General features: G+C 42.9%; 19 protein-coding genes. 8 read left to right on the plus strand and 11 right to left on the minus strand.

The genetic code is table 11. The features are described from left to right. Positions 1-136 precede the first annotated feature (136 nt). A complete protein-coding gene (locus tag C9J03_RS02300) occupies positions 137-1933 on the plus strand; it encodes an RICIN domain-containing protein (RefSeq protein ID WP_044623938.1) in 1797 nt (598 codons plus the stop codon). Positions 1934-2106: 173 nt separating this feature from the next. Here C9J03_RS02300 and C9J03_RS02305 read toward each other — a convergent pair whose 3' ends face one another. Next, complete coding sequence (locus C9J03_RS02305) at positions 2107-2439, minus strand: hypothetical protein (RefSeq protein WP_044623939.1); 333 nt, start codon at positions 2437-2439, stop codon at positions 2107-2109. 113 nt (positions 2440-2552) lie between these two features. Then, positions 2553-2699 carry a hypothetical protein gene (locus tag C9J03_RS26610; RefSeq protein WP_156149948.1) on the minus strand — a complete coding sequence of 49 codons (147 nt, stop codon included), beginning with the start codon at positions 2697-2699 and terminating at the stop codon, positions 2553-2555. 319 nt (positions 2700-3018) lie between these two features. Between C9J03_RS26610 and C9J03_RS02310 the strand changes: the two genes are divergently transcribed. From C9J03_RS02310 to C9J03_RS02335, 6 genes are all read left to right on the plus strand, one after another. Beyond that, positions 3019-4173, plus strand: coding sequence for an Arm DNA-binding domain-containing protein (locus C9J03_RS02310; protein ID WP_044623940.1), 1155 nt, complete (start codon positions 3019-3021; stop codon positions 4171-4173). Next, a complete protein-coding gene (locus C9J03_RS02315; RefSeq protein WP_044623941.1) occupies positions 4173-4811 on the plus strand; it encodes a hypothetical protein in 639 nt (212 codons plus the stop codon). The genes C9J03_RS02310 and C9J03_RS02315 overlap by 1 nt, the downstream gene beginning before the upstream one ends. Positions 4812-5087: 276 nt before the next feature. Continuing rightward, positions 5088-5555: a hypothetical protein gene (locus C9J03_RS02320; protein ID WP_044623942.1), complete on the plus strand. Its 468-nt coding sequence runs from the start codon at positions 5088-5090 to the stop codon at positions 5553-5555. Beyond that, complete coding sequence (locus tag C9J03_RS02325; RefSeq protein WP_044623943.1) at positions 5555-7069, plus strand: hypothetical protein; 1515 nt, start codon at positions 5555-5557, stop codon at positions 7067-7069. Before C9J03_RS02320 ends, C9J03_RS02325 begins: the two co-directional genes overlap by 1 nt. Beyond that, a complete protein-coding gene (locus C9J03_RS02330) occupies positions 7063-9825 on the plus strand; it encodes a site-specific integrase (RefSeq protein ID WP_044623944.1) in 2763 nt (920 codons plus the stop codon). Before C9J03_RS02325 ends, C9J03_RS02330 begins: the two co-directional genes overlap by 7 nt. Positions 9826-9840: 15 nt before the next feature. Then, positions 9841-11133, plus strand: a complete 1293-nt coding sequence (locus C9J03_RS02335) for a hypothetical protein (RefSeq protein WP_044623945.1) — start codon at positions 9841-9843, stop codon at positions 11131-11133. A gap of 48 nt (positions 11134-11181) precedes the next feature. Here the strand turns inward: C9J03_RS02335 and C9J03_RS02340 are convergent, their stop codons facing one another. Continuing rightward, complete coding sequence (locus C9J03_RS02340; RefSeq protein WP_039467550.1) at positions 11182-11610, minus strand: arsenate reductase/protein-tyrosine-phosphatase family protein; 429 nt, start codon at positions 11608-11610, stop codon at positions 11182-11184. 293 nt (positions 11611-11903) lie between these two features. Between C9J03_RS02340 and C9J03_RS02345 the strand changes: the two genes are divergently transcribed. Further along, entirely contained in the window at positions 11904-13820 is a 1917-nt protein-coding gene (locus C9J03_RS02345; RefSeq protein WP_044623946.1) for a tetratricopeptide repeat protein, read from the plus strand. An 80-nt stretch (positions 13821-13900) separates the two neighbouring features. Here C9J03_RS02345 and glmM read toward each other — a convergent pair whose 3' ends face one another. The 8 genes from glmM to C9J03_RS02385 form a co-directional block, all read right to left on the minus strand. Then, a complete protein-coding gene (glmM, locus tag C9J03_RS02350; protein ID WP_044623947.1) occupies positions 13901-15247 on the minus strand; it encodes a phosphoglucosamine mutase in 1347 nt (448 codons plus the stop codon). 135 nt (positions 15248-15382) lie between these two features. Continuing rightward, a complete protein-coding gene (gene glmU, locus C9J03_RS02355; RefSeq protein WP_044623948.1) occupies positions 15383-16744 on the minus strand; it encodes a bifunctional UDP-N-acetylglucosamine diphosphorylase/glucosamine-1-phosphate N-acetyltransferase GlmU in 1362 nt (453 codons plus the stop codon). A gap of 93 nt (positions 16745-16837) precedes the next feature. Further along, positions 16838-17950, minus strand: coding sequence for a UDP-N-acetylglucosamine--undecaprenyl-phosphate N-acetylglucosaminephosphotransferase (gene wecA / locus C9J03_RS02360; RefSeq protein ID WP_231580685.1), 1113 nt, complete (start codon positions 17948-17950; stop codon positions 16838-16840). 63 nt (positions 17951-18013) lie between these two features. Next, positions 18014-18928 carry a UTP--glucose-1-phosphate uridylyltransferase GalU gene (gene galU, locus C9J03_RS02365; RefSeq protein WP_044623950.1) on the minus strand — a complete coding sequence of 305 codons (915 nt, stop codon included), beginning with the start codon at positions 18926-18928 and terminating at the stop codon, positions 18014-18016. A 13-nt stretch (positions 18929-18941) separates the two neighbouring features. Further along, complete coding sequence (locus tag C9J03_RS02370; RefSeq protein WP_044623951.1) at positions 18942-19646, minus strand: WecB/TagA/CpsF family glycosyltransferase; 705 nt, start codon at positions 19644-19646, stop codon at positions 18942-18944. Beyond that, a complete protein-coding gene (locus C9J03_RS02375; RefSeq protein ID WP_044623952.1) occupies positions 19636-21276 on the minus strand; it encodes a heparinase II/III domain-containing protein in 1641 nt (546 codons plus the stop codon). Before C9J03_RS02375 ends, C9J03_RS02370 begins: the two co-directional genes overlap by 11 nt. Next, positions 21273-22226 carry a glycosyltransferase family A protein gene (locus C9J03_RS02380; protein ID WP_052829824.1) on the minus strand — a complete coding sequence of 318 codons (954 nt, stop codon included), beginning with the start codon at positions 22224-22226 and terminating at the stop codon, positions 21273-21275. Before C9J03_RS02380 ends, C9J03_RS02375 begins: the two co-directional genes overlap by 4 nt. Further along, positions 22223-23737 (minus strand): lipopolysaccharide biosynthesis protein, encoded by a 1515-nt coding sequence (locus tag C9J03_RS02385; protein ID WP_044623953.1) that lies wholly within the window; start codon positions 23735-23737, stop codon positions 22223-22225. The genes C9J03_RS02380 and C9J03_RS02385 overlap by 4 nt, the downstream gene beginning before the upstream one ends. Between the last annotated feature and the right edge of the window lies 1 nt (position 23738).

A 23738-nucleotide genomic window follows, 5' to 3' on the forward strand; every position in this document is an offset into this window, starting at 1 on the left:
GGGCTGATTATTTTGTAAACCAAAATCACACATTCATAAAACTCATGAATACATCAGCAAAAATAAGAGTAACATTCTCACGCAAATTACCCATAAAATATTGATTTATATCTAATAATAAACATAAAGGTATAACATGAAAAAAGTTACAAGCTCTTTCTTCGCCTTAAGTTTGCTGACGGCACCCGGTTCCGCTTGTTATGCATCTAACCTTGATCAAACCGACCCTGTGGCGGATCTGATTCAGTCATCTACCGCCTACTTCCAACAAGAATGCCACCTGTACAGCCCAGAAAAAAACGTTCCGTCAAACTGTAATTACTACGTCTTAAATCTGGCTGAAATAAGCGTTGATGAGAGAAGAGCGTTCACTTCTGAGCTGTTAGGGCTTGGTGTAGACAGTAAATATGTGCTGGTTACAAAGCCTAGCGATATTAATAAGCGGGCTATCTATCTTCTTGATGTACTTGACCCTGAATATATCGCATCCAGCCTGGAAACAGAGCTCAATAAGCGAAGCCTGAGTAAAAGGTCTGTCTCTCAGGACAGCGGCAACGTAATGGAGTTTATCGTCCACAGACGCTTCAATGTCGAAAGACAGGAGAAAGGAAACGTCACGCTGAAATACAAAATTCGCTATTACAGCAAATCCCCTTTCTACGCACGCTCTGGCGATAAAGACAAGTATGTTGAGATCATCCTGGCAGAGGGTTCCGGTGTCGATATGGGATTGGCCGACAGCTGGTCTGATATTTACCGCCGCTGGGATCACAACAGCAACACCAACTATGTCTATAAAGAGTACCTGGACGCTATCGATGTCGGCATCAAGATTAACGACAGCGCGAAACTCTCTTCCGGCCAGATTTACCTAAATGATCTCTACCCGAGAATCCAGGACCAGGTCGAGTCCAAAATCGAAAAAGAAACCACTACCAGCATTAAAGTCGGCCTGGGATTTTCTCCCAAGATCCCAATCAAAGATATTGAGTACTCTTTCAGCGATAAATACAGCATCACCAATAAGAAGCAGTTTGGGCTGGTCGCGAAAACCAATAAAGATGGCTACAACATCAAATATGTGAACAACAAATATGGTTCAGCTGTCGACCCGGAACACGGCTTCTGTGATTTGGGTACCGCTGATGGCTGGTGCTGGGACTACGATGAGCGCCGTGGTAACCCGTGGAACTTTGACAAGCTGAAGCAAAACAACTCGCTGGCAGTCAGCGGCCTGCGGCCTGATTTTATCGCCAAAATTGCGGCAAAAGAAGGAACCGGCGGCACGTCTGACATCGTGGTCAAAACCACGGTAGACAGCCTGGCGCTGTTTGGTCATAACCGCTGGATCATTGGCCGCCGCTACGCATCCGGCAGCCAGCTGTGGAACAACTCCGACAGCAACTCAAACTGGAAGACCGGCCGTGACTTTGAAAAACTGACATACTCTGATCAGTTTACCGTGACGGTCGACTGGAACAGCCCCTGGTTCCTGGGGGCTGACGCGGTTACAATCAAATCGACTTACCTAAGCCAGCAGAATGCGCAGTGTCTGACTGTTGTCGGCAACAGCAGCCTGCAGTTTAAAGACTGTGTTGATGGCTCGAAGTCTCAGTCGTTCATCTACGATCAGGAGAAGAGATATCGCAGCGTTGCCAATATCAACCAGTGTCTGGAAACCGCAAATGGCCAGTTAACACTAAGCTCAGACTGCAGAGATGACTTCGCGCGAAACACCCAGATCTGGTACTGGCAGGAGCCAAATGGCTTTGCCAATGATGTTCTCTATACCGTAAACCATGACCGGACAATCAATGCGATAGACGCATCAACCTCAGTGCCTGGCGTGCTTGTTCTCGGTGATTCAGAAGACAAGCCGGACAGCGTGCTATACACCAGCCGCTTTACGGACTTCAGTACCATTAAACCTTAAAGCCCTGATAGCCGCTCACTGACTGGTGAGCGGCCTGGTCGATGTCGAGAAGTTTAAGCTGATTGATCTGCAGGCTGAAGCTCCGCTATAACAACAAGCAACCCAATAACGCCACCAGCTCTGCGGGTGGCGTACTTCCTGCAAATTCTTTTCGATAAAATGAAACGGTTCGTTTAACGAAGCTCAAATGTATCCAGTTTCGCTATGCTATGACTGATTATCTTCACCAAATCATCAGAGTCAGCACTGATCCCCCAATTCTCAGGCTGAAAAGCCAAGAACTTGATCACTCCTGTCGGTTTACTCACCTGAACATGGGCAAGCGGTATCACCTTTCCTGATGCACCTTCTAACGACTGAGACTCAACAACATAATACTGGTTAAGTAAACTTGAACTAGTGGATACAAGGATTGAGAAGTCCACACCATTGCGTACAGTGAACGATTCACAAGTTTCAATGGCCTTTACCTTCAGCCTGTACATTGAAAGAGATTGCAATTTCATTGTTCACCTTACTCTTAATTCCCCTGAGCTTTGATACATTACAAACATGAATGAAAGCGAATCAAGCCATCCCAATAAAAAGAATTTGCAGCTCTAAGAAAGCAGATCACTACTTAATTTCTGGGGTTGAGTTTATTACGGCGCAGCTTCAGCCTTTCCTTTACTTCACCTAGGGTATAAACCCGCCCCTGCTCGATGTCCCGCTTAGACATTTTGACCAGCTCTAACAAGGCATGTGCCTCTCTTTCTTGTTTGTCCATCAAACCTGAATTCCTCATTGTTACTTCCAGCGCAGACTATAGATGAAATGGTTCCACGCACAGCAAAGCTATTGAACCTATATGCCAATAACTATAGCAAAAGGGGAAGCAAAAACACTGGATAAATAAACAGGCATGTACTAGTCTTGATGGGCCAAGTATAGAAAACTTGATGCACTGCAGCTGGGCTGAGATGGCGGCAACCATCTCAGCCCGTGTCGGCTGCCCACCCAATAGTCCTTACAGAACCCATGTCCAGCCGACGGGAAAAGTATACGCGATCCTGTCGGTAAAACACTATTTTGTATGGAGTTAACCGATGGCCAATATCCGTATTCGCCCCAACGGGATCATCCAATATGATCTCTGTGTCTTTGGTGTCCGCTTCCGTGAAACCTCAGGCATGCCTGCTACCCCGTCCAATATCAAGAAAGCCAAAGCCGTTCTCAAGCGCCTCAATGCAGAGCTGGCGCTGGGCAGTTTTGATTACAAGGACTTCTTCCCCCACAGCAAGAAAGTCGAAAAGTTTGAGTTATTAGTCAGAGCGCGAAACCCGGCAATCGCCGAGCCTTACTTTGATACGTACACCGAAGCATGGCTAGAGCGAAATAGCCACCAATGGAAAAACAGCTACCTCAAAGGTGTACACAGTATCCTGAACAACTATTTGCTGCCCGCTTTCAAAAACATATTGATCGATGCCATTACCCTCAAGGATGTGCAGACCCTGCGCAGCCAGCTTTGTGCCCTGACGAACAAAGATGGCAAACGAAAGCTCAGCAACAAGCGGATCAATATCATTTTTGTGCCGCTTATCAGCATCTTGCACAGCGCGGCAGATGAGTTTGGTTTTCCCTACCCGCTCGATCGCCTGCAGCCTCTGCGTGAAGAGCCAAGCGATCCCAACCCCATGACCCAGGAGGAGGTTCAGCGCTTTATGGCCGCAGTCCCCTCTCGGTGGTATGACTATTACCTGATACGTTTCCATACCGGTATGCGCAGCTGTGAGGTACACGGGTTGAAAAAAGACTGTGTGGACTTCAATCACGGCCTCATCCGCGTACGACGAAATTGGGTGGCGGGAGAGCTCACGACGGTCAAAACCCCGAAATCAAACCGGGACATCATCATGACGCCCACCGTTGAGGCTGCACTCAGACGAGCCGTCGAAGCAAGCCCGTCTGATTTTGTCTTCACGAACCCTAATGGCGCGCCACTCGATACCCGCTATATCAACCGGAAAGTCTGGTATCCCACGTTGAAAAAAGTGGGCCTGCCCAAAAGGCGGGGATACGAAACGCGCCATACCGCCGCCGTCCTTCACCTTGCGGCGCACGAAAACCCGCTTTATGTCTCTCGTCTGCTAGGCCATAGCTCGACCCAGATGCTCTACGAGGTGTATGCCCCGTATGTCATTAATGCAGCAAGGAAAGACGGCAGTGCATTTGATGCCATGATGGCAAGGGGGAAGTGATGGATAGGTTCGTAAGTATAGCCGCCCTGATTCACCACCTCAGGGCAGAGAAACCAGAAGTGGATCCTGAGCACCTCATCACCTTGGTTGCCCTCGGGGCCCAGTCAGCAAAATTACTGCACTTGCTCAAAGCCAGTGGACAACCATTGGGGACGATTCCGTCTGTTAGATTGCAGCAGGAATTAAGCCTGTATGGCCAACAGCGTTTTGATAGTCTAGCTGAGGAGCTAACACTCAAACGTCTGCTGCCCCTGATACATCCGCACAGCACAACCTCACCTTACTGGCTCACACCTTGGGCAATGCAGTCTCTCCATACCCATCCTGACTGGCTTTTTCTCATGTATTACTTCGAGTACTCATGGTATGCCATCAACGACGGCCACCTCATACTGGACAGTCTCTGGCAATGGCACCAGACGAGAGCCCTTACGCTCATCTGCTACCAACTATTGATGGATTCAGGGCAGTGGGATGCCATCTATGGCAACGCCGTAGAAATCATCGCAATAGATCATAAAAGAAAAAGGTGCCTTGTGATGAGCCAGTCACCAATTGAACGTAACCAACTTGGATACCATCATGAGTGGCGACCGTTAGACCACCGGTATCTAGAACGGCTATGCCATGGTACATGACCACTCCCCTGTCACCCCAGCGGTGGAGATTTCTCCACCGCTTTTAACCAAGGCCTGATTACGGAGAACCCTATTTTCTATTGACCATATGATATCGATTGTTACTTAAAATATGCGGTTCTCCGTTGCCAAAGATTATTTTGAACTGACTCTACATTCAATATCATCAAATCTAAATCACATTTTCATAATTCCGATGAACAATACTATTGACACCAAGCAATGATTGGAAAAGGATTTTAAATACCATTCAATAAATAAACTTGGAAGGTGTTTATGAAAATAAAGAAAAAATCGATTCCCCTTCCAAAAATTGAGTCGGGCTACCATCCCTATGTATCTGAAATAATCAGACGTGATAAGAAGACAATTTGCCGAGCCGATCAACTTGATGACAACATCATCAATAACTTAATCCAGACAATGAATCTGCACGTTAGAGAAACCGATAAAGCAACATATCAAATAATCTCCCCCAACCTTATTTTCAACTCTCTTTTTCACCTACCAGCCCTAAAATCAAAATCACTTCAGGTCTCTGTCTTCTCATTTGACAGCCAAATCGAATTTCAAAATTATCTTGTTACTGAATTGCTCTACCGACCAGCAATGGAAAAACATGACTGTTTTGGCCACAACGTGGCTTCAAGGCATCAACTTTGCCAAAAGCTATTCAAGGTCCCTAGCAAACGACATATTGCACAAGTTGCTAATATTCATCATTCAACATTGAGAATCAGTTAATGAAAGGCCATTTTATTGCGAAATCTAACCTTTCAAAATCTCCAGGATCAGTATTTCCTGATGCCAATAAATCTATGCAGCGCTTAAGATATCTCTTCTTACATGACCTATCAGTCGAACAACTGACAATAACCTTAACACTCTGGCTGACAAGTAAACTCAGTAAGGTAAATTCAGAAAATCCAGTACCAGAATTTGTAAGACTTCGAGCATCGGATCCTATCCGGCCGAACAGTTACCGGATCATTCAAGAAGGCGGGGATGAGTCTTGGGTTGAGTTTTCTATCCAAACTCAGATTCAAAAGAAAAATATACTATTTTGGCAACCTGCTCCCAGGGCATTTAATCAATTATTCTGGCAAGCCTTGCGCCATAAAAGTTATAATAAGCCGATTATTTCAGATAAAGAAAAAAATCAGCTTTTAGAATTCCTAACGTCTTCTTTGACGCGCTTTCCTGAACAACAAAACATCCCAATCGCCCACAAAACAGCATGGAACAATTATATTACTCACTGCGCACACAAAGATGCACAGCTTAACGCACTCGCTAAAGCATCCTTAATCACTGAAAAAAAGCTAGCCTATGGAAGCAGTTGCTATTATATCGCAACGACTACTCGGCATTTACGGCGTGATAACTACCAAGCCTATAACCGCTATATCGACAGGCTACTCTCAGCTGCTAAAAAAGAAGGTATTTCGGCATTCACCAATGAGAATGATCCATATTATGACACGGATCCTCTTCTCAATAAAAACGCTTCCGAAGCGGGCTACCTTAACCGCGAGGCCAACACCATCCCCATTGTAATCATCAAAAATCACGTCATTACCGAAGATGAGGGGGTGTATGTCGGAACGCGCCGCAGAGTTTCAACAGACCAAGCTTCACGTTGGCTCCAAACTCTGAATCTCGAGTTAGCAAACATCCGCCCCAAAAGTAGAAAACCTGTCACCACACAACTCATTGCTTACCACAACCTACTCACCCATATAATAGCTATTCACCTCATCACATACTGTGGATGCAGGCCAACACATGCTATCAGCCCAGCAAAGGGAGCTATCGGGTTATCTAGTATGTGTCTCAGGGATAAAGGAAAGGCAAGAATTATTAATTTCCCCAGGCACATCAAAGATTACATCGCCCATTACCGGCAGCACTTACAGCTTATATACAGTCGCTTCGGCGTATTACATACAGAAAATGAACCACTATTATTCCTATTGAATACAAGCGGTAAAAAAGAGTTTTTGACAGCCAAAAGTCTCCGTAGATTCACTGCTGCAAGTAGTAACGCCCATGTGCCTTATCACTTTAGAAAAGCCTATGCACAAAGCCTCTTCGAAGTGGGCTGTCCAACACATATATTCAACCGCTTAATGGGGCATAGCCAGTACGGGGAACAATTTGGGCAGCTCACGCAATATGCTTATGACCAGCAACAAGACCAAGTGTGGACAAACCGCGTAGCAGAATACCTTGGTGGGCCACAGGAGACTCTATGCTAAATACCGATGATGTCATGGCCTGGAGCAAACAAAGAGGCCCCGTTACATACAACGATGAAGATCTTCATTGGATAGTGAACAACTGGCCTGAACTAAGAAGTGCCCAGAAGCGAGAATTACAGGAAGCGGACTTTAACAGTATCCGTTCAGCTTTGAAAAGCATTCCTACTGGTCAACAAAGATTACGTAATAACGCTCTCACCGATATACAACACTATCTAGTCAAACAATGCCAGTGGCGGCTTCCACCAGAGCAGCAAGACAGCCTCAATGACGCCGATAACGTGCGATTTCATGCCATCATGCAATATAGCCATATCGCAGAAGGCCTTGCAGATAAGCATCACAATCACTTAATTCAACTTCTGGATGAAGGTCATGAACCAACAATAGCAATGGTGGCTATGACGCTGTTGATGGAAACAGCACCAATGCCTCTGGCATTACTGTGCCAAGCGCTAACCACACCTGAAACGGTTGAGAAATCCCCACCCTACACACTGAACTTACTGATAAACACCTTCAATGATGCTGAACAGAGAGTTCGATACCAACTCTCACCGATGAGTGCAAAGCTGCTATCAACTTTTTTTTGCTACCCTGAAACGCTGACAATCAAACAGTTGATGAATGAGTTACAGAGCTACCTCAGCGCATCTCCTTTGTATTTAGACAAATTATCCAAGTACTCATTTTCTCACTTATGCCGGTGCCATTGGTACTTGAAGACTAACCGCTTCTTCACAGAGGACATGGCAACACCCGAGATGCAATGGGCAATACCAACCGAGCGCTATCAACAAATGAAGGATCAGCAATCACCAATTACCTTCCAAGAGCAAAAGTCATTGCCTCCAAACAAAGCTCACCAACCGCACAATAGCAAAGAGGCTAATCAAGCATCTGATTTCACCAAGCTTCGCAGGCACTTAATCACTGAGCATGCTAAAAATAATTATCAGCCCGCCAATGAGCTTCTTCAAGCTGACAGTATTAGCTGGCCAGTTAATAATATCGCGCCGGCATTGATGGCCCTCTATACGGCACATTTGATCAAATACGGGGGAGTCAGGGAGCCTAACCTCGCGAATCGATCAATACGAAATTACACCTCGTATAATGTCAAGTTACTCCAATACCCACTTCCACTCGACGCGTGCTGGGATGATGAGCGAATTCAGGCTTGGGCTAACGCGCTGTATGGTCAAAGTCAGGACAAGGAGCTTTTTAACTTTTTGAAGTTTGTTGCCCAACACCCCGTCGGTGACGGTTTGGATATTGATGAGCTGACACCGCCGGCCAAACCGAAAATTGTTGATCCAAACCTTGTCAATGCCGATGAGCTCGACACGATACTGAAATCTTTGGATATCCAGCATTTTTATGACCCCCTGAAATGGCTGTTTTGCAGAGTTGCTGTGTCATTGAGCTTTCATGGATGTCTGAGAAGAGGAGAGATACTTCGACTGCGGATTTGCGATGTTCACCTGATCGATGGTGACAAAAAACTATGGCGATTGGATATAAGAAAGACTAAGGAAGGCAATACCAAAAGTAAAAAACCTCGGTATATTTTCATCACTCTTCCCTCGGGAGAGCATTACTTCTTAAAACAACTACTGAAGCTGAAGCAATCGCAGCCCTGTGATGAGCCACTAATCGGCTATCTCGGTGAATCAATCAGTGCACGAGCCCAGCACTACCTCCTACCTATAACCCGGGTTATTAAGTCCGTCTGCGGCTCATCCGCCCGTTTTCATCATCTACGGCACGGCGGTGTAACTGTTTTATTTCAGCAGGGCTATAGGCTTGTTTGTCATAACCCTAAAACACATGGGAAGGCGTATACCCAAGCTCTATTCGACCAGCAGACCATTGCCAACCGATTCTCCTATTGGCTTGAAGAACAGGAACTTGAGTATCTAAATTCCGACTGGCTGCAGTTTGAAATCACAAGGATGATTGGCCATCAATACTTTGCAACAACACGACTGAGTTACTTACACGGGCATGATTGGTTATATGGCCTTTCCTTACCACCTGAAGTGACACTGACTAAGCAAACTCTGCGGATATTATTCAGCTTACCCAAGCAATCCGGCGATCTATCAAGAAGGCTCAAAGCTCTAGGAGCCAAGTCTATTAGCAACCAGAGAGTGACGATCAACCGGGACAAATTACTCATTGCTACCCAATCAGGGTATTTCCAGTCGCTCCCCAATAGCGACTCTAGGCTTGAATCGACAATAGCAAAGCCTTTCAGCATTCTGAATCAAAAAATAACGACAGGTAACAGTATTTGGTCTAGATGGTTAATGGGCCAGTTATCTGATGAGGCCAAAGAAGATGACAAGAGATGGTTGGTAATATCGCACGCAGCGGAGGTACTTGGAGAGGAGGTAAGAAACTCGCGCATCCCATCTATAAAGGGAATTAAATGGATGAAGATATGGCTTCGTCAGTACTTCAATCAAGAAGAGCAACGCTTCGATATTCCTGCAACATCGCGAGTCGGGCAGCAATTCAAAACTTTATTTAGTATTCCGATACTCTCTTTGCTAAAGCCAACACTCACTCTTGAAGTCAAGCCCCCCAAAGACTTTACGGCACTTCAATGCAAGATAGGGCAGTACTTCTCAATATCTCCAGAGATAAAAAATAAACCCAATGGTCAGCCACTATTATTCGTCGATTTAAAAGCGAAAAAAGCAACCATTGATACGATTATTCATATCTTACAAGGGCTCAAATATTGAGCTTCATGGTTATTTATGGCTTCATCTCAACTACAAATAGAACTCAATGACCAGCAGATATATGAAATCCTTCATGCCGCTAAGCAATGCCCTTCTAGGGCTACCAATGGATTTGAGCATTTGCAACTTACTCTCACGTCATTTTCCATCACAATGCTCGGAGGTAGCTCGGAGAATCTATTTAAAAAAACGATTCCTTTTCATTCTTCCGTTTGCTCACCCTTGTCATTCTCTGTAGTCGCTGATTTTCTTTGTTCGGCCCTAGAGATGTATACACAATCTAATCATGGGCACGACAAGCTTGAAATCACGATAACGACTGAAGATAACCAAGCCACTTCCATCAGTTTTGGACTCAGTTTCATAGACTCCATCCGTAAACAAATCTTATATCCTGTACTACCTTGTCATATAGACGCTGTGAATAAAGCTTTCAGCCGCTCCCACCAAATGTCAATCAACTGCCGGGATTTATATGACGACCTAAAAATGGTTGCTCAGCACACTGAGGGTAACTTCAAAGCTGTCTACCTTAAGGGAAGTCAGAAGCATATTACAGCTTTGGTTGATGTTGGTCATGAGATCACTGAGTATCGCTGGCCGAATGAACACTCTGGCATATATGAAATCATCATTGACGATAAAACGCTGACATCATTACAGCTGGCTCTGAGTTACAACTCAAGCGACGCTAATCTATCTCAGTTCAATCATGAGCTTTGTATTGATACCGGTGACCAACAACTGTATTTCGAGCAAAACCGAAGCTTACCTAAACTCAAAGGCAAGAAACCTGATCGCACGATTGAAGATATTAAATTTATTATTGATAAATTTTACTTCAAGCAAGAAATTGATTCTTATTCAAAAATTCGCGAGATAAAAATACACAGCGAGGCATTTTTATACTTTAACAACAAAAACATTATGCTTTTCTATCATTCCGAATCAACCGAAATTTGTCGGCTATTGAATGTAAAAGAGGTATCGTCACCTTATGAGGGCGTATTCCGGTTTAACCCCCGTTCGATTAGTGCTTCCAGAATAAAGCTACAACCCAAACAGTTTGTATGTGCAATCAATCATACTTACAACAGCAATTATATCCTGACGTTTAAGAACAGTTTAGAGAAAGGCGCGCCCGCTATATTTACATTAGATTGTACTAAGCGGGATGATTTGAAGCCTTTCGCCAAAAAACTGCTGACGGAGAGCCTACAAATGAAGGAAGAAGATGTGGATATCGAAAAATCACATGCCGGTGAACAAATGGCCTGTGTCGGTTTTTTTGATCAAGACGAGGATTAACAGACACCTTGATGATCGGTTTCATTGCCATCAAGGTGTCTCACGAAACTACAGCTTCTTCGCCCACGCTTTGGCTGACTCATCAATCAGCTCATAGGCAAAGTCGAACGCTTCGCGGCTCTGGCGGTATGGGTCAGGAATGTCTTTTTGACCAATCCACTGACCGAACAGCATGGTTTTACCACGCGCTTCCGGCGCGATGTTAGTCACCGCTTCGATATGGCCTTTTTCCATCACCAAAATCAAATCGTAATCGCGGCAAAGCTCGCTGGTCAGTTGCTGTGCTACGTGCCCTTCCAGACTAACACCGTGCTCAAGCGCGACTTCAGCAGCGGTTTTGTCAGCCGGTTTACCCACCAGCGCACCAACACCTGCCGAGGCAATGTGCTTGTTTGGCAGATGGTGCTTCAAAAGGTATTCACCCGACGGCGAACGGCAGATGTTGCCTACGCACACCACCAGAATTTTATTAAACATAGTGTTCCTTCAATGTATTGACTATTGGCCGCTAGTCAATGACAAGCCAAGACCTATAGCCGAATTATGTTGGCTAGAAGTCTACCCTAACTTCTACAGATTTTCAGCAAAGGCAAAAATAGGCAGTATCTTTTACTGGCCTCTCTGTAACACCTGCTCACAATTCCATATCTCAACCAGCATTTGATTTAACCAGCATCAAAGAAATGCAACATGGCGCACATGTTGTTATTGAACCAACCTCACGCATCGCGCGATAATCATACAACAATTTATAAATATCAGGGATTTAGATGATAAATAATAAGCCATTACGTCACCTTGGCTATCTGGGACTTGCCATACTGCTTACAGGCTGTGCGGTTAGCTATGAGGCGGCAGAAGAAAAATATCAGGAAGGGAAATTTACCGAAGCGCGGGAGGCTTGGACGAGTTTAGCTGACAAGGGCGATACTCGGGCGATGCATCGCTTGTATACCAGCAGCCGCATCAAGACCGACGCCGATATCACTGCACTGCAGCAAGCGGCGGATCTTGACTATCCACCCGCCATGCATGACTACGGCCTGTACCTCATCGGCCAGGAGCGCTACACCGACGGGATCGACTACCTCTCCAAAGCCAAAGAACTAGACTATCCACCTTCCGTGGCTTGGTATCGCGCCAACCGCCAGCCAATAAACCTATGGCCGCTAGCAGAGAATGGCTTTACCGCTTCCATCGTAATGCTGGGTGAATACTACAAAGATCGCAAGGAATACAAAGAAGCACTGCACTGGTTCAAAAAGGGAGCAGATAAAGACAGCAGCAATGCCTTGTTTTATATGGGTGTCATGTATAACTTCGGCTACGGCATCAACAAAAACATGACTACCGCCGCTGATTGGTACCGGAAAGCTGCCGAGAAAGGCCATAGTTCTGCCAGCTTCAACCTGTGCCTGATGTATCGTGATGGCAATGGTGTCGCCAAGAACCTAACCCAAGCACGGGCTTGGTGCGAGAAGAGTGCCGCAATGAACAACGAGGATGGCACCGTAGAGCTAGGGCGTATGTACCTCTATGGCATCGGAGGGGAAAAAGACGAGCAGCATGCCTTCAAACTCCTATCACCTCTGGGTAACAAGAATAGTTTTGCCGCCCTTCGCCTTGGCGAAATTTACTTTGACGGATTGGGCCAACCCCAAGACTACCGTCAGGCTTTGCCGTGGTTCGAAAAAGCACACCGGGAAGAGTCAATCTCCTCTGCCGCCAAATACATTGCCATCATGTATGATGAAGCACTAGGCCACCCTCTAGATACCCGCAAAGCATTGTCATGGTTTGAAGCTGCCGCCAAACGTGGTGACACCTACTCACAACGCCGCACGGGTCAATTCTACCGTGATGGCAGGGGCACCAGCAAAAACCTCAAGCAGGCCGCTTATTGGTTTGAGCAAGCCGCCGAGCAAAATGACAGATTCGCACAATATTCCTTGGGCATGGCCTACCTTGACGGCCAAGGCGTTCGCCAAAGTGCAAGTCGCGCCAAGCAGTGGCTGACTAAAGCAGCCGAACAAGGCCACTCAGCGGCACAGTTCCAGTTAGGTTATGAGTACGCCGATGGCTCCAAGCTGAAGAAGAACTACCAGGAATTTGCCAAATGGACCCAGTTGGCCGCCGACCAAGAACATCAGGTCGCGCAGTTTAACCTCTCTGTTGCCTATGAAAACGGCTGGGGTAAAGATAAGAACCAGGCCTGGGCAGCCTATTGGCGAGCCAAGGCGGCCAATCAAGGCTACCAAAGCGCCATCGAGACAATGCCGAAACTGCTCCAGCACCTGACGCGATTGGAGCTGAAAAAAAGTACACCGCTTTATCAGAAAGTCAGCACCGACAGTGATAAAGTAGCGTCAATGAAAAAAGGAGATATTGTCTACCGACTGGCTAACAACGACAGTTGGACAGAGGTAGTCACGGACAAAGGCTATAAATTGGGCTTCGTACCGTCCTCTTCGGCGCAAGAGCCCAAAGTGGCGACACCAACTCGCAGCAACACCTCCCAGTTTCCGGCCAAGCCAGCCAAAGTACCGGGCCGCGTATCGTGCAACACCCGCTGTATCAATTCCACCTGCTACCGGACCTACGATGATGGCCGGGAAGTGAAATTCCAGGCTCAACAGAAGTTCAATGCCTTCACCGGACAATTTGAGTGGGACTCTGGCGGTTGCTAATCGCTGAATGGCCCGTCAGATAAGCAAAAAAAAGCGGCGCTTCTTTCGAATGCGCCGCTTTTCCCTTCGTATCCAATTTATTAAGCGGCTTTCACTGCCTCGGCAATATGCTCAGCCCACTGCTGAGCCATGTCAGCCGTTTCGGCTTCGGCCATCACACGGATCAACGGCTCAGTACCAGACTTACGCAGTAAGATACGGCCTTTTGGTGTGTCAGTACCCACTTCCATTGCTTGCTCGGCTTCAATAACGGCATTCTTCACCAGATCAGATTCCAGGGGTTGGTTCTCACCACCAAAGCGAACATTGATCAGCACCTGTGGCATCATTGGCATATCAGCGACCAGAGTATCTAGGCTGTTGCCGCTGCGCTGGATCACCGCCAGTACTTGCAACGCCGCGACAATCGCATCACCGGTTGTCACCAAGTTACGGCAGATAACGTGGCCTGAGTTCTCACCGCCAAGCCACCAGCCGCGCTCAAGCAACTGCTCCATCACGTAGCGGTCACCCACATTGGCACGAACAAACGGAATACCCAATTTCGCCAAAGCGACTTCTAGGCCCATGTTGGACATCAGGGTGCCCACCACACCGCCTTTCAACTGGCCATCAATCAAGGCTTGCTTGGCCAGCACAAACAGGATTTGGTCACCATCAACCACGTTACCCTGGCTATCGACCATCATAATACGGTCGCTATCACCATCAAGGGCAATACCCAGGTCAGCCTTGTGTTCAACAACGGCCTGCTGAATCAGCGCCATGGATGTCGCGCCACACTTGTCATTGATGTTCAGACCGTTTGGCTGATTACCAATCGCGATAACCTCGGCACCCAACTCGCTGAAAACCGATGGCGCAATGTGGTACGCCGCACCATTGGCACAGTCAACCACAATCTTCATACCCGCAAGCGATAGCGCTGATGGGAACGTGCCTTTACAGAACTCAATGTAACGACCCGCCGCATCTTCCATACGGCGTGCTTTACCCAGCAAGTCAGACGATACACATTCAATGTCTTTATCAAGCTCAGCTTCAATCGCCAGCTCAACCTCATCCGGCAGTTTCTCTCCGCTTTCCGAGAAGAACTTAATCCCGTTATCGTAATATGGGTTGTGAGACGCACTGATCACAATACCGGCTTCCGCGCGGAATGTTTTGGTCAGATACGCCACTGCTGGGGTTGGAATTGGTCCGGTCAAGATAGCGTTGATACCCGCAGCCGACAGACCGGCTTCCAAAGCAGACTCAAGCATGTAGCCTGAAATACGCGTATCTTTACCAATAATCACTTTCTTGGTGCCCTGACGAGAGAGAACACGACCTGCAGCCCAGCCAAGCTTCAATGCAAAATCAGGGGTAATTGGGTAATCGCCAACCTTGCCACGCACACCATCGGTGCCGAAATATTTTCTAGTCATAATTTTTATCTTTGAACTTCTGTATATGTGAAATCTGGTATATCGAATCACCCTGCCCTCTATAGACTTTGCTAATGAGTAGCTATGTAACGGAGCAAGGTGTCCAAATTATCTGTTTATGTTATTTGGCTTAAGCTATTTGATTTTTACCGGGCGTTGCCAATCATTTTTAACCTTTGGTGCAACGCGGGTAATAACCAGTTCGTTTTCACCCACATTTTTATTGATAGTTGAACCGGCACCAATGGTCGCGCCGTTAGCAATAGTAACCGGCGCAATTAACTGGCTGTCCGAGCCAACAAAAACATCATCGCCAATCGTTGTCTTAAATTTATTGGCACCATCATAGTTACAGGTAATCGTGCCTGCACCAATGTTTACACGCTCACCGATTTCAGCATCACCTAAGTAAGTCAGATGGTTCGCTTTAGAGCCTTGGCCCAAAGTGACTTTCTTGGTCTCAACAAAGTTACCCACATGGGCGTCGTTCTTAAGCTCGGTACCAGGGCGTAGGCGGCTAAATGGACCAACAGTACAAGACTCTCCAATGATGGTGTCTTCAATAACGCTATATGGGCGGATCAACGTGTTGTCAGCAACAATGCAGTTCTTCAGTACCGAACCCGCACCAATGATAACGTTGTTACCAAGGGTCACATTACCTTCAACAACTACATTGATATCGATATCGACATCCCTTCCGCACTGAAGTTGGCCTCGCAAATCAAAACGACTAGGGTCTTTGAGCATGACACCTTGTGCCAGTAGCTTCTCTGCTTGTTTTTCTTGATAGGCACGCTCCAGCTTTGCTAGCTGAATACGGTTATTCACGCCTTCAACTTCAATCGCATCGACTGGGTGTACCGCCTCAATCGCCCGCCCTTCATCATGAGCAAGGGAAATAATATCTGTTAGGTAGTACTCACCCTGTGCATTGTCATTGCTGAGCATTGAAAGCCATCGCTTCAAGCCTTTACCTGTTGCCACTAGCACACCGGTATTGACTTCATTAATCAACTTCTGCTCTTCAGAGGCATCTTTTTGCTCAACAATGGCAACCACTGGGCCATTACGGCGGATAATGCGGCCATAACCTGTTGGGTCATCCAACACGACAGTCAACAAGGCAATGCCGCCTGTCGGCTGCGCCTCTATCAAATTCTTTAATGTTTCCGAACTAATCAGTGGTACATCACCATATAACACCAACACCTTCTCATCATCAGAGAAATGTGAAGATGCTTGGTCAACTGCATGGCCAGTTCCTAACTGCTCAGCCTGCAAAACCCAATTAACATTTTGATCAGCCAATACCGATTTCATCATGTCACCGCCATGGCCATAAACAAGGTGCAACTGATTGGCATCTAGTTCACGGCAGGCATCCATCACATGGGTCACCATCGGTTTGCCCGCAAGGGTATGTAATACCTTCGGCAGGTTCGAGTACATCCGCGTACCTTTACCCGCGGCTAAAATAACAGCACTGAAATTCATTTCAAACTCCAAATAAAAAATGCTGTGGCTATTACGAGCCACAGCATTAAAAGACAACATTAAATAAAGCTACCGCAAGAAACCTGTTAGATATTATTTTTCTGCGTTGGTTTGAGAGGCTTCCATATTGAAGTCAATCGGCTTATTGGTACCAAAAAGCTTATGAATAAAGGTCGTAATACGCCAGATATGGCTGATTACGAAGAAATACACACAAAAAGTACATAAGAAAGCAATAAACATCACTGACTCACGAACATCATTCATATCAGCCCAAACGCCAATCGAGGCCATAATCGTCGCCAAACTACAAATCAGCACAAGAGACTGGCGTGATGTGAATCCAATTCGCTGACAAATATGGTGCAAATGTTCACGGTCAGGCTTAAATGGCGAGTGCCCTTTACGGATACGGCGGATCATAATCGTCACCATGTCCATCAGAGGAATAGCAATCAACCATAGTGCAGTAACAGGCTGGAAGACATAGGCATCTGCTTCTTGCGAACCACGGATCAACATCCATACTACGGCAAAGCCGATAAACATACTGCCGGCATCACCCATGAATACTTTAAAACGTCGACCTAGCGGAATGCCCAGGTTCAGCAAGATGTACGGGACCAAAGCCGTCACAATCAACAGGCAAATCGTCGCTAGGTCTTCATTTCCACTGTAATAGAAGACCCACCCCAGCGCACCGAAGGTCACCGAAGCTAAGCCTCCGAGTAGACCATCGATACCATCAACCATATTAAAGGCGTTAATCGCACCAATCACACCGAAAACCGTAATAACCCCACTGACAAGTGGTGGCAGCATAATAGTATCACTGCCCATAAGGTAGCCTAGGTTATGCAGACTGTGGCCGCCGACATGGATCATGGCAAGAGAAATCAGAGCCTGAACCACAAGACGAATTTTGAAGCTGATATCCAAGAAGTCGTCGAACGCTCCCAAGATAACCAAAATCACAGCGCAGCCTAGGAATAAAACCAGGTTATTCGATAACGGTAAAAACAGCAGGAAGCTAATCACTATCGTCGATACGACAGAAATCCCCCCCACGAGCGGAATCACCCCCTCGTGCAATTTCCTGGCATTAGGCTTATCCACCAAACCAATACGTTTTGCGACCTTACGGAAAATAAAAAGGCTGCAAAACGATAAGACAAAGACAAAAATAAATGCGGTAGTTGTCATCATTATTTCTTATTTAATTTAACACTCGACAGAATGTTTTAATCAATGATCAATTGAAAGCGGATTTTAACTTACAAGCTTGAGATTATCATCACCCTTGAAGAGTGAATCGAGGTAATCTTTGAAGTCATCACCGAGAGCATCGTGACGAAGGCCATACTCAACAAAAGCCTTCAGGTAACCTAGCTTATCGCCACAGTCATGGGATTTACCGGTCATGTGGAAAGCTTCCACCGTTTCTTCAGCCATCAACATATCAATAGCATCCGTTAGCTGTATTTCATCACCAGCTCCAGGAGGGGTAATCGCCAACTTATCCCAGATTTTTGATGACAGTACGTAACGACCTACAACTGCAAGATTTGATGGTGCATCTTCAACAGCAGGTTTTTCTACCATTGCCGTCATAGCATGGGACTGACCGGCTTCAAGCTGGGCGCCTTCACAATCGACAACACCGTACTTTGACACTTCAGACATTGGTACAGGCTCAACCATGATTTGAGAAGCAGAAGACGCTTCAAAACGGTTAACCATTGCAGCCAAGTTCTCAGTCGACTGATCTGCCGTGTATTCATCCAAAACTACATCAGGCAAAACAACAGCAAAAGGCGCATCACCCACAAGCGGCTTTGCACACAGCACCGCGTGACCAAGACCTTTGGCATGGCCTTGACGCACATGCATAATCGTCACATCAGATGGACAGATAGACTGCACTTCATCAAGAAGCTGACGTTTAACGCGCTTTTCCAATGTTGCTTCAAGCTCATAAGAGGTGTCGAAATGGTTTTCGATGGCATTCTTTGAAGAGTGCGTAACCAAAACTATTTCTTTAATGCCTGCTTCAATACACTCTTTCACGATGTATTGAATAAGCGGCTTATCCACCAACGGCAGCATTTCTTTAGGTATAGCTTTAGTTGCAGGAAGCATACGCGTGCCTAAGCCTGCTACAGGAATAATTACTTTAGAAATCATTCTTTACTTAACCTTATAGTTTTTTTCTGAATGCTAGAAAAATAAATTTTAATAGGCTTGTTTGTCGAAAGACTCTAGATGGTTCTTTAAGTAATCGATAAGCCCACTCTAAACCAAACTTGCAAAAAATATCAGGAGCACGATTTACTGACCCAGTAAATACATTATAAGTGCCTCCAACGCCCATCATAAATGATTCGACACCAGCATCGCGACATTTTTGCATGAACAACTCTTGCTTCGGTGAACCTAGTGCAACTGAAACAATGTCAGGCTTGATATCTAAAATTTCATTTATCAAATGGTTTTCATTTTCAAAGAAACCATTAGCATACCCCACAACATTAACATTATATCTATCTTCTAATAATGATTTGGTCTTAGAAACAACTTGTTCTTCAGCACCAACAAGAAAGACTGATTTGTTATTGTAAGAGGAAGCTATCATAAGTTGCTCCCATAACTCACACCCCGGAATTCGAGAAAGTTTTGTCTGTAACTTTTGCTCAGCAACTTTTACAGCGCCAATGCCATCTAAATATAAAATATCTGCAGACAATAAGGTTTCAAAAACTTCTTGAGATTCTCTAGATTTAATTATTTTTTCAGGGTTTATTGCTACTGCAGTTTTTCCACAACCATTCATAATGATATCATCGACAGCAGATGACATGTTTTTATAACAACACACTTCTAAATTTGAAATTTTAACTTTCACGAGACAACCTTTTCAAAACAGGCAAAACAGAGTACCTATCTATACTAGAGTAAAAATAAACAGTAAATAATACCATTCCCTTTTCAGTGGCTCTTATTTTATAACTGAATGACTGATTCTCTTCAAAACTACCATATTTCTTTGAAAAAGGAATTTTTGACACTTCAGGATCAACTTCAATTAAACCATTATCTAATGAATAGGAAAAAAACTTAATATCATCACTTTCATTTAAAAACATTATCTGAGAAGAAAAATCATAATTGTCTTCCACGTAATCCATTATAATAAGATAATCACTTTCATTAAAAACCTTCCTAGTAATTAATCCATTATCGTGTTGATAAAATGAATGAATAAAATTTTGATCAATGTTTTTCAAAAAACCAGATTTGCTTTTATCCCAGGAGAAAGAGGTAGATTGCTTTATATCATCATTTGAAAAGAATGGCATAGAATGATATTGAGACGATCTTAAGGCTTCTCTTTCTTTTGAGTTATAAAGATATGTAGAAGAATCACATGATAATAAGACATTATAGTCAGATATTATATATAAACTTAAAAAATCGTAGTGACCGTGCCCATATAAAGGAGGAAGGCCTAAACGTCCATATTTAAAAACTAATCTTCCACCATTACATAATGGCATTGATATCAATCCAGAATTTTTAAAATGTTTAAGTTTTGAAAAATCTGGCATACTAGCAAGATAATCAGTGAATGTATCATATATGTAGGAAAATTTGCTACTATCACTATCACCAATACGCAATATTTTATTTTCAACAACAAAGTAAGACATAAACTCTGCTGCCCTAACAAAATTTGAATTCGAAAGAGATATGTCATTTGAAATAAACGACATCAGGTAATACAGTTGTATATTAAAAAAGTGATATGCCGTACTTTGCTCAACACCACTTCCATCTGGGAGAACTTGCCAATTAAACTCTTCACTAAACTTATTTGCATAAAAAGAACAATCTGACTTACAAAGTGCTTTGGAACATACGTATAAGCCAGCATACTCAAAAAGAGTATGATTACCACGAGAAGAATATAGCGATAGCTGACTTTTGATTAAATCAAAATTTAATTTGAAAAATAAATATGATTGATACTCTAATTGACTTGAAAGATTTCCACGAGACTTAAGAACAATTAAAGAAACATATAGATTCAGACATCGGATTGAACATTCCATGACCGAGATATAATTAATCCCATGAAGCGGCTTATTTTTTGACATCCAATCATTTAAATGATCTTTTATTTTACTGTCGGACGATGAATTCATAGCCATCGATGGAAACTCATCAAACCTTTCATTTTCCCAAAGTAATCTTAAATCTGTATCATTAGAAATTTTTATTTTCTTAAAAGGTATATCTTGATAAGAAAGAGAATTAGTAAAATTAGGAAAAGAGAGTTTGACACAAGACTTAATGATATTAACTAAATCTTGTGACTGAACAATTGAAATATTTCCATTAACACCTTCTTTCCAATTTCCGTTGTACCTCATCAAGTTGATTTTATAACGAGTTAGTTCACTAACTCTGTGTAATACCTCAGGAAAAGACATTTTTTTCAAACGATTAACATACCATTTTAAATTCTTTTTCATATCGGGCGAAATACTTTCATATAAGCTAACTTCAAAAAACCATAAATACGAAGTTTAACTAGTAGTAACTTAATATAATGAACATTAGTTTTATTTTCAATTTGTAAAAAGTACTGATGTGCCAAATCATAATCCATATAATTAACAGACAACTCAAACTTTTTAGAAATATATTTTTGATTTAATAATGCATCATAGTATGAAAAATCAACATCAAGATCTTTAAGGACTGCATGTAATATTTTGTTGTGTTCATCACATCGATAAATTTCAGAGCATAATGTAGTATCACTTCTAGACAGACTATTATCTCTTAGAACAATATTATTGAGCTTCTCATTAATAAAACCGCACTTGTATTTTAATGCAATAGGAAGTAATAACTGCCAGTTTTGACCACGAGCTTCAGAGTAAATATTTTGAGATGGTAGTGAATTTTTAAAACACTCACTTCTAAGCAAATAATTCCCGACCGTTACAGGCATATTGTTTTCAAATATAAGATCATCGAAGATATATTCGGAATCAGAGCTTGTCAGTTCACCAACTACACTATGACCATCAGGTGATATCAAGTTTGCATTTGTACGAACAAAACCATACTCTGGATTATCATTGAGAAAAGATACACGTTCACTAATGGATAAAGGACTGAGAAAATCATCTGGATCACCCCAGGTTAGGAAATCACCAGTATAATATTTTAAAGCATTATTGAAAGCCGATGCTACACCGCTATTAGGTTGGCTGAAGTATTTTAGTTGAATATTCCTACAATTTTTGTTTTTAAAAAAATCAAAAATAACATCTTCCGTATTATCAGTGGAACCATCATTAACAACAATAAGTTCTATATTTGAGTACTTTTGCTGTAATAAATTTGTCAAATATCTTTCTATATAATTCGCTGCATTAAAGCAAGGTAAAATCAAACTTACTAACTTTGTCATAATAATTTACGCCTCAGCATGGCTGAAAACTGTTTAAACTCAGTTGTTCTAAAGAAACAAAACACAAAAACAACATTAACAATAGAGAAAAGTATAACTGATTTAAAAATTAACATTATCAATTCTGAGTCCATTGATAATGTAATTTTTGACATAGCAAAAAATACAATACATGAAGCAAAAATTAAAATAGTAATTTTTTTTGCGAAATCTATAAAATACTTAACGACGTTATCTTTGAAAACAATCTTATAAACTAAATAAGGCCTAATCACACCTGGAACAATAAGACCCGAAACAATTGTTGCAAATATAATTCCAGCAACTCCATAAAAATCAACTAAAACAACAGATAAAATGATATTTAACACTCCTTGAATAATTGGAGCATATTTATCTTGGTTAAAAATCCCACTTGATGTTTTGAAAACACCTAAAGGAACCCTCATTCCAAAGAAGAACAAATTTATACAAATCAATAAGTTTACACTAGGTGGTAATAAAAAGTTTTCACCAAGCCATAAATCTATAAAGAGAGGCAATGTGAAATATAGACAAATAGAGCACAACCCAAAGACCCAAAAGGCAATCATATTTGAAATATGGAAAACCTCTTTTACTTTATCAGTATTTGATTGAACAATTAAATTACCAACGCTTGCTGTCATTGAATTGAAAACTAGCATCAAAAAAGAGGAAATTACACTAACGACGAGCAAATAGTTAGAATACATCCCAACAATAGTTAAACCCAAAAACTTAGATATAATTATATTATCTGTTCCATTTACAAAAGCATCACCAAGTTTGTGATAAATCAAAGCCTTCACATTAGATTTAATATTTTGCTTATCATTTTCAGCCAAACGCTTATGTTTATTATTAAGGATATTGTAGTTCTTATCTATATATCTATTAACAAAATAATTCTCTAAAACTTTCGAAACAAGTTGCCAACATAATGCCAGTACTAAATTGTTCAACTCGATAAGAAGTAGCATCCGAATTGACAAATCAATCAAAAGAAACAAAAGCGTAATTGGTACAATTTTATATGCTTTTTGATCAGCATTAATTAATATTCTTTTGTAAGAATAAAAATATGTAATTGATGTATTGACTACAAAAAGAAAGAATATGACATATATATTTTCTAAATGTTCATAACCGTCAATAAAAAAACTAATGAATGGTGAAATTAAAACGCCAATCAATAATATAAAGAAGCCAACACGTATATATACATCTCTAAAGTAATTAAGAATACTTAATACTTTATCATAATTTTTCTCAGCTAACGGTTTATAAAGACTATATGTTATAGCATGACCAATCCCTAACTCAGCTAATGATAAAATGACTAAAATATTTGTATAAAATGAAGTCAGTCCAAGATAGTCTATACCAACTGTTTTTATCAAAACTGTTCGATAACTAAAATTTAAAATTATAGATATGAACATATTGAGCATAGAAAAACTAACATTATTAATTGTATGTTTAATCCTCATT

This window comes from Photobacterium gaetbulicola (genome assembly GCF_003025515.1).
In the GTDB taxonomy this organism is placed as follows: Bacteria; Pseudomonadota; Gammaproteobacteria; order Enterobacterales; family Vibrionaceae; genus Photobacterium; species Photobacterium gaetbulicola.

What these genes read in the sequence shown, in the direction of transcription:
- C9J03_RS02300 (WP_044623938.1), top strand. Translation starts at nt 137, where the DNA reads ATGAAAAAAGTTACAAGCTCTTTCTTCGCCTTAAGTTTGCTGACGGCA.
- C9J03_RS02305 (WP_044623939.1), bottom strand. Translation starts at nt 2,439, where the DNA reads ATGAAATTGCAATCTCTTTCAATGTACAGGCTGAAGGTAAAGGCCATT.
- C9J03_RS26610 (WP_156149948.1), bottom strand. Translation starts at nt 2,699, where the DNA reads ATGGACAAACAAGAAAGAGAGGCACATGCCTTGTTAGAGCTGGTCAAA.
- C9J03_RS02310 (WP_044623940.1), top strand. Translation starts at nt 3,019, where the DNA reads ATGGCCAATATCCGTATTCGCCCCAACGGGATCATCCAATATGATCTC.
- C9J03_RS02315 (WP_044623941.1), top strand. Translation starts at nt 4,173, where the DNA reads ATGGATAGGTTCGTAAGTATAGCCGCCCTGATTCACCACCTCAGGGCA.
- C9J03_RS02320 (WP_044623942.1), top strand. Translation starts at nt 5,088, where the DNA reads ATGAAAATAAAGAAAAAATCGATTCCCCTTCCAAAAATTGAGTCGGGC.
- C9J03_RS02325 (WP_044623943.1), top strand. Translation starts at nt 5,555, where the DNA reads ATGAAAGGCCATTTTATTGCGAAATCTAACCTTTCAAAATCTCCAGGA.
- C9J03_RS02330 (WP_044623944.1), top strand. Translation starts at nt 7,063, where the DNA reads ATGCTAAATACCGATGATGTCATGGCCTGGAGCAAACAAAGAGGCCCC.
- C9J03_RS02335 (WP_044623945.1), top strand. Translation starts at nt 9,841, where the DNA reads ATGGCTTCATCTCAACTACAAATAGAACTCAATGACCAGCAGATATAT.
- C9J03_RS02340 (WP_039467550.1), bottom strand. Translation starts at nt 11,610, where the DNA reads ATGTTTAATAAAATTCTGGTGGTGTGCGTAGGCAACATCTGCCGTTCG.
- C9J03_RS02345 (WP_044623946.1), top strand. Translation starts at nt 11,904, where the DNA reads ATGATAAATAATAAGCCATTACGTCACCTTGGCTATCTGGGACTTGCC.
- glmM (WP_044623947.1), bottom strand. Translation starts at nt 15,247, where the DNA reads ATGACTAGAAAATATTTCGGCACCGATGGTGTGCGTGGCAAGGTTGGC.
- glmU (WP_044623948.1), bottom strand. Translation starts at nt 16,744, where the DNA reads ATGAATTTCAGTGCTGTTATTTTAGCCGCGGGTAAAGGTACGCGGATG.
- wecA (WP_231580685.1), bottom strand. Translation starts at nt 17,950, where the DNA reads ATGATGACAACTACCGCATTTATTTTTGTCTTTGTCTTATCGTTTTGC.
- galU (WP_044623950.1), bottom strand. Translation starts at nt 18,928, where the DNA reads ATGATTTCTAAAGTAATTATTCCTGTAGCAGGCTTAGGCACGCGTATG.
- C9J03_RS02375 (WP_044623952.1), bottom strand. Translation starts at nt 21,276, where the DNA reads ATGAAAAAGAATTTAAAATGGTATGTTAATCGTTTGAAAAAAATGTCT.
- C9J03_RS02380 (WP_052829824.1), bottom strand. Translation starts at nt 22,226, where the DNA reads ATGACAAAGTTAGTAAGTTTGATTTTACCTTGCTTTAATGCAGCGAAT.
- C9J03_RS02385 (WP_044623953.1), bottom strand. Translation starts at nt 23,737, where the DNA reads ATGAGGATTAAACATACAATTAATAATGTTAGTTTTTCTATGCTCAAT.